The organism is Arthrobacter sp. H20 (genome assembly GCF_000520515.1).
Classification (GTDB): Bacteria; Actinomycetota; Actinomycetes; order Actinomycetales; family Micrococcaceae; genus Arthrobacter_D.
Genome location: NZ_AZRY01000229.1, coordinates 1 through 5,329 on the forward strand (window position 1 = coordinate 1; position 5,329 = coordinate 5,329).

At 58.5% G+C, this 5,329-nt stretch carries 3 protein-coding genes; all 3 read left to right on the forward strand.

Features of this window, described 5'->3' with window-relative positions:
- Positions 1–404: 404 nt before the first annotated feature.
- The 3 genes from Y703_RS0102130 to Y703_RS0102140 all read left to right on the forward strand — a co-directional run bounded on the left by Y703_RS0102130 (position 405) and on the right by Y703_RS0102140 (position 5,144).
- A complete protein-coding gene (locus tag Y703_RS0102130; protein WP_026551404.1) occupies positions 405–2,165 on the forward strand; it encodes an SIR2 family protein in 1,761 nt (586 codons plus the stop codon).
- Positions 2,166–2,395: 230 nt separating this feature from the next.
- The gene (locus Y703_RS21860) at positions 2,396–2,737 is read left to right on the forward strand and encodes a hypothetical protein (RefSeq protein ID WP_155849372.1); all 342 of its coding nucleotides are present in this window, start codon (positions 2,396–2,398) and stop codon (positions 2,735–2,737) included.
- Between the two features lie 19 nt (positions 2,738–2,756).
- A complete protein-coding gene (locus Y703_RS0102140) occupies positions 2,757–5,144 on the forward strand; it encodes an AAA family ATPase (RefSeq protein ID WP_275450765.1) in 2,388 nt (795 codons plus the stop codon).
- The last annotated feature ends 185 nt before the right edge of the window (positions 5,145–5,329 follow it).

The following is a 5,329-nucleotide window of genomic DNA, read 5'->3' on the forward strand; positions in this document are numbered from 1 at the left end:
TCGAGAGTTTCTCCCCTGGGGTGAAGGAGCGGCGGAGGGGCCTTTCTGCCCTGGGTTTTTCGAGATCGGACATGGCTCCACCATCGGTGTTGGTGGTGGGGGAAGCAAGTGCGGTGCTCACAGGGAATCGGTTTCCAAATCTCGCCCTTAAGGAGTCAGTGGGAAAAGTGGCGGTGTCTCACCCAATGCTGACAGACAGGGTGGTGTACAGACCCGACTTAGCTGAGAGGTCCCGCACGTCGGTCTGCCTCGACTTTCGTGATTCGAAGGTCAACTAAAGTCCGAGACACGCCCGGGTCAACAAGCGCGCGTCACAAGTGGGGCACGGCATGGCAAAGTAGCGTTAGGCACATCAATGCCGAACCTTCCGCGCGCGGCGGAGACGTATCGCACTGGGGGACCGGATGACAGCTGAACCTGTGAGGACCGTTCAGGCTGTTCTGGAGGGGTTCGGCTCGTCGTTTTCAGCGTTCACCGCCGCCTTCAACGAGGGGCATTACGTCCTGTGGCTTGGCTCGGGCATCTCACGAGAGCGAGTGCCCAACGTTGGCGAACTACTCGGACGTGTCGTCGAGCACCTTCGGGCGAACATTGTCCCTGGAAAGGCAGACTGTGAGTACCGGGGCGCGCTCGACGAAGTACTCGGGCTTGCTGGTCTTAGCGACGCAGAACTGGGGACCATCGACCTCTCTATCCGGTTCAGAGTCTGGCCGCTGAGGCAGCGCATCGTTTCGTCTTTGGTGACGAACTACTCGCGCGTTCTTGATGTGCTTGTCGGTGAGGAAAACCCCGAGGACTATCTCGTCTGGACAGGACTCGATGTTCCGAACACGTATGGGTCTCCCGATCTTGAACCTGATGTCGAGCACTATTGCATCGCGATTCTGATGCTTGAAGGGCTCGTCGAAGCGGCGGTGACGGCGAACTGGGATGGCCTCCTTGAGAAGGCGTTGAACGAACTCACCCCCGCATTTGGGTCTTTGGTCCGTGTCGCCGTCAAGCCGGATGACTTCCGCGTCGTCGGAAGGCGTATCGAAGTAGTCAAGGTCCACGGCTGCGCAGTGCGTGCAAGAGACGATGAGGCTGAGTTCCGCAGCTCCCTCGTGGCACGCCACTCGCAGATTTCGTCGTGGACAGAGCAGCCGCAGAATCGTCTGATTCGCAAACAGCTTGAGGTGCAGTATGCGGCTCGACCGACGCTGATGATTGGCCTCTCGACGCAGGATGAGAATTTCCACACCATTTTCGCAGCCGCGACACAGGACTTGGCACGGTCGTGGCCGGTGTCCCCACCAGCAGTGGTTCTCTGCGAAGAACGTCTCGAGTCCTATCATCGGAGTGTTCTGAGGACTACGTACGGTTCCACTTACCAGGGCAACGCGGTCGCTATCAATGATTCATCCCTTCTGGGCGCCTACGGTAAGCCGGTTTTGCTGGCTCTGGTTCTCTCGTCGCTCACCGAGAAGTTGAGCTTCTTGGTCGAGGATGAGATGGAAGGCATTTGGGGCTCCGCAGCCGTGAAGCAATTGCAGACAGACCTTCTCGGCCTCCGCGACGTGGTAGCAAGACACGCGGATCCAGCAGATCCAACTGCGCTTCAACGCTCGGCGATCTTAGAGTTTCAGCGGCAGTTCGCTGCTCGTTTAATAAACGTAGTGAACCTCGCACTAACGGTTTTTCGCACGGGCCGCATTCCAGTTTCCGGGGGCAGACGCTATGAGCCATTGTCGGATCGTCCAGCAGCCCAAGCAGTTCTCAATGCGGATTTCCCCTCAAAACAGTTCGGGCGGCTCGGCGTCGCGTTGGCCTTGATCGGTCGCGGACTTACCTCCGAGCAGTGGTCGGTTGTACCAGGTGATGGCGAGGCCGCTGGTGATTGTGCGGTTCAACTAATTACTAACCAGCGAAACGCCCGTGTGTTTTTCGTGAAGGATGCCACTGCGCTGACGCATCTTAGGTTGGATGCATCGTTCGACGAAAGTGATGGCGACGTGCTGATAGTCGTCGCCGATAAAGAGCCACCCACCAAAACTCGGTCTCCGAGAACTCGCTTCGGTCGCGATGGCAAGACGAGCGTCGGGCGGTTCAACGTCGAATCCAGCGTCGCTGACACGGCATCACCTGATGATCTATACGAGGCTTTCAAGCTAGCGAGTGGGTACTGATGACAAGCGTTCAGGATGTCCTTATCGTGTTGGAAAGCGCCGGTTTCGAACGGCTTCCAAGGCCTCTCACCGTAGTCGGCACACAGTTCGACTTCGAAGCCGCAGCCCGCGGAGTGAATACTTCCCATGACTTAGTCCTGGTTGCGACGGACCAAGTTCCACTTCGGCGACTCCAACGCCTCGTTGCGGGGTTAGCTCGCTCTCTTGACCTTGCGGCATCACGTCGGCCTGTGAGTCTTGTGCATCTCGGAGGGATCGCCGCCTCCGACCGAATCGAGTTGGAACGCTACGCTCGCATCCTTCCCGTCGCGTCGGTCTCGCCCGATATCGCGGAGATCGAAGAGGCCATTGCCGTCCTCCTGCCGCTGAAACTGCCTAACGCGGACCTTGTCCACGGAAGCGACCCAGTCAACGAAGTGATGGCCGTGCTCAACATTTCGAAGGACACCTCTGACCACATCGCACTCCTCAACGCTGCTGCCGATGGACCGGCCGCAGTAAGAGAAACTCTGCGTCGTTACGCGAATTCAGGAGCAGGCTGGAGCGACCAGGTGGAAGACAACGATGATTGATGTCCCCATCCGCAGCCTGATGGTCTCCGACTTCCGGCGTATAGAAGGCACTCGTGAACTGCCTTTCGATGCACCCGTTGTTCTCATCCATGGCCCAAACGGTACAGGTAAAACCAGCGTATTATCCGCTCTGGAGCTCGCGTTGACTGGCGAGATTCGGAGCATGGAACGTCAGTCAGATCGCTACCGAGCACACCTCCCGTTCCTCGGGCAGCCTTACGCAACGGTTCGAGCCGACGTCGCCGAGTACCTGCAGACTGGAGCGCCGGGCACACCGCTGACGGTGAACGGCGCACGGCTGGAAGGCACCCCGGCGTTCAACCCCGCCGCCGCGAAGTTCTACGCGGAGCGCTGCTACCTCGATCAGTCATCACTGGGTCGTCTTCTCGATCTTTACCAAGCTCGTGAGGGTAGCGAACAGAGCGCCCTCGAGAAGTTCGTGAACGAGCTTCTTGGGCTTGAGGAGCTTGACGCTCTTCGTAGCGGACTTAGCGATGCGAATGATTTCAGGCTTTTCAAGAAGCTTGCGGCAGGCGTTGATGAAGCCGACCGCGAGGCGAAGGCAGCTGCGACGGAACTCAAGGAACGGACTGCCCTACGAGCCGACGTTCGGATGGAGGTCGCTGCAGCGCGCGCGGCGACCCGCGAGGCCGCCTCCGAACTTGATCGTGGAACAACTGATAGCGGTTCCGATGTGGAGCTTATTGAGTTCGTTCGGTCGGCGCCTGACGACGACACCACCCGTGTCGAGGTTGCAGATGCTGAAGCACTCCACCAGGAACTCGTCGCATTGGGTGGTCGTATCTCGGGGCTGGTTGAACGTCCGAGCACGCAACGAATCGAGGAAACCCGCGATGCGCTGGCAACCGCTATCTCCGACAAGAATGCATGGGGCACCGCGGTCGGGGTGAAAGTTCAGGCGTGGGAAGCAAAAGCTCAAGCTGCTGGTGCAGACCTGCGCAGCAGACCGCGTATCGCCGTCGAGCAGGCCACAAAGTTGGCGGTCAAGGAACTAGAAAACGCTGCCGCCGATCGAGAGCGGGTTGAATCGATTGGCACGCAGTTGGGCGCAGACCGTGCTGAGCTGGATGTGCTTCAGAAGAGGCTCGCTGATGCTCACGAACTTTCGAGCGCCCTCGTCGAGGCTTTGGCTGCGCTCCGAAGCGTCGTCGGTGCTAGCAACACGTGTCCAGTCTGCGATCGTGACTTCACTGAAATCCGTGAACACAGCCTCCTTGCACACGTAGACACAAAACTGGCCGAGCTCACAAGTCACGGCCAGCAACTTGTCGCGCTGCGAAACGAGCGCGACCAGCTCGCAGCACGCGTTTTCCGACTGGAGGTTGAGCACACCCAGCTCGCGGGCCGGGTCCTCACTGCCGATCAGCAGCAGGCCGTCGAGCAGAGGCACGCGAGCCTTACCGAACTCGCCTCCGAAGTCGAGGTAATCGAGGCCGCCAAGTCCAACGGCGCGGACCTAGCCCGACTCGTCCGCGATCTTGAGCAGTCACTCGAGAACCTTGAGGCCGCGGCCTCAGAAGAACGCCATATCTACGGTGAACTTGTGAGGTACGCGCTTCTCCTCGAGGTCACCGTGGAACCGGCATTCGATTCGTTCCAGACACTGTCCACCGAACTGCTCGAATCTGCCAAGGCTCAACTTTCCCGCCTTGCCGACAAGGCCAGTCAGTACCGGAAGGCAAACGCCGAGGCGACTCGTCTTGCGTCCGCGCTTGAACGAGAATTCGCCGCCGTCCAACGCCTCGCCGAAGTCGCCGAGAACAAGAAGCAATGGGACGACCGTGTTACCGAAGCGAAGCGCCGCCAGGGGATCGCGAAGGAAGTCCACGAAGCTGCCACACAGGCACGTACAAACATCGTTCATCGTGTCTTCACCGAATCTCTCAATGAGGTCTGGAAGACCGTTTTCACTAGGCTTGCTCCAAACGAAGGATTCATCCCAAGTTTCGGCATCCCGAGCGCCACAAAGAAGACGTTCGACATCAAACTGGAAACCACGCACAATAACGGTGAAGCTGGCGGCCCACCCCAAATGATGCTCTCGGCGGGGAACCTAAACACCGCTGCACTGTCCCTGTTCCTTGCGCTTCACCTCGCCGTCGAGCCCATTGTTCCCTGTCTTGTCTTCGACGATCCCGTGCAAGCAATGGACGAGGTTCATGTGGCGCAGTTTGCTGGGCTAATCCGGCTCCTCTCAAAGCAAAACAGCCGGCAAGTCATTATCGCAGTTCACGAACGTGAGTTGTTTGATTACCTAGCTCTGGAGCTTAGCCCCGCTTACGAAGGTGACGAACTAATCACTATAGAACTTGGTGAACGTGCGACTGAGGAAGATCAAGGTATCAAACGCCATCTCTGGGTGCCGGACGTCGCAATCGCCAATTAGTCCGGATAGTCACCCAAATTGTCGTCGCCCTGTCTGTCAGCATTGGGTGAGACACCGCCACTTTTCCCACTGACTCCTTAAGGGCGAGATTTGGAAACCGATTCCCTGTGAGCACCGCACTTGCTTCCCCCACCACCAACACCGATGGTGGAGCCATGTCCGATCTCGAAAAACCCAGGGCAGAA

Bases quoted from the DNA above. Each gene is read 5' to 3' on its own strand.
- Y703_RS0102130 (WP_026551404.1), top strand. From the start codon at position 405: ATGACAGCTGAACCTGTGAGGACCGTTCAGGCTGTTCTGGAGGGGTTC.
- Y703_RS0102140 (WP_275450765.1), top strand. From the start codon at position 2,757: ATGGTCTCCGACTTCCGGCGTATAGAAGGCACTCGTGAACTGCCTTTC.